2 protein-coding genes are annotated in these 992 nt (G+C 45.8%); both read right to left on the bottom strand.

Going from position 1 to position 992, the window contains the following annotated elements:
* Nucleotides 1–160 precede the first annotated feature (160 nt).
* Nucleotides 161–481, bottom strand: coding sequence for a glutaminase (locus P5683_RS25260; protein ID WP_228116494.1), 321 nt, complete (start codon nt 479–481; stop codon nt 161–163).
* A gap of 33 nt (nt 482–514) precedes the next feature.
* Nucleotides 515–992: HNH endonuclease signature motif containing protein (locus tag P5683_RS25255; protein WP_315651527.1), on the bottom strand; the 478-nt coding region annotated here is incomplete at its 5' end.

Below are 992 nucleotides of genomic sequence, written 5' to 3'. Positions count from 1 at the left end.
GCTGGCATTTTTGGTCTTCTTAGTCATCTCGTCCTCTCCATTATACGTCCTAAGTGTTCTGTCTTGTGCTATAGCTGCTGGTGCCAGAAATTTTAGACAAAAGACTTAGGTTAACCTGGATGTTAGGCTAACATCTGCCACTGTGGATAGTGGAGACTTGTTAGAAGTCATGTAGACCATCACCACCAGCAATCCACTCTTCTAAATTGCGATCGCTTTTAGCTACATTAAACAGGTGTAAACCAAAATCCTGTGATAGGTCTTCACACACCTTAACGCCTCGAATGCTATTACCTTTAGGATCCAAAGGCGGCGAAAATATACCAATCCCCAACTTTCCTGGTACCACGGCTAAAATACCGCCGCCTACGCCACTTTTCGCAGGCATTCCCACCCGATAAGCCCATTCTCCTGATGCGTCATACATCCCACAGGTGAGTAGGGGTCGAGAGAGATGTCGCCATCTCTCCCTCCCTTTCAAAACCGTACTTGATAGTTTCCCATCATACGGCTCCTAGTCTGACTGCTCCATTGTTAAGGATACAGCTCTGGCATTGTCAAGTGCCGTTTTATCATCGCGGGTGTGGCGGTGTAGTAGTTGAAGGTTTTTGTATTCATCCTTTCCGCCTTGGCTTCGAGGTACAATGTGGTCTACTTCAACTATATCTGTTGGTGCGACATACAATCCACACCATTTACACTTGCCTTTTTGCTTTTTGAGTAGTTTTGCTACCCTGTTAGGCGTGTCGATTGCTTGTCCTTTTCTGGTTGCCCAGTAAGTCCAGTTTCCGTCGTAGGGTGTTGCATCGGGGCGTATTGGGGTGTGTCTGACCAATGGAGTCCAGTTATGTTTCCATAGTTGGAATCCATCTTTAGTTTGGAATAACCAAGATTCATGCCTTTCTTTCCCATTACTAAGTCTAACCGTTCTATGTCTGCTAAGTACAGGACAAAAGTTGTAGAGCCTGGTGAAACCGCCCTGAAAACAAAGG

The sequence above is a fragment of the Limnospira sp. PMC 1279.21 genome, assembly GCF_032349615.1.
GTDB classification, from domain to species: Bacteria; Cyanobacteriota; Cyanobacteriia; order Cyanobacteriales; family Microcoleaceae; genus Limnospira; species Limnospira fusiformis.
Note: the sequence above shows the minus strand (reverse complement) of the source record. Positions and strands in the feature narration are given on the sequence as shown.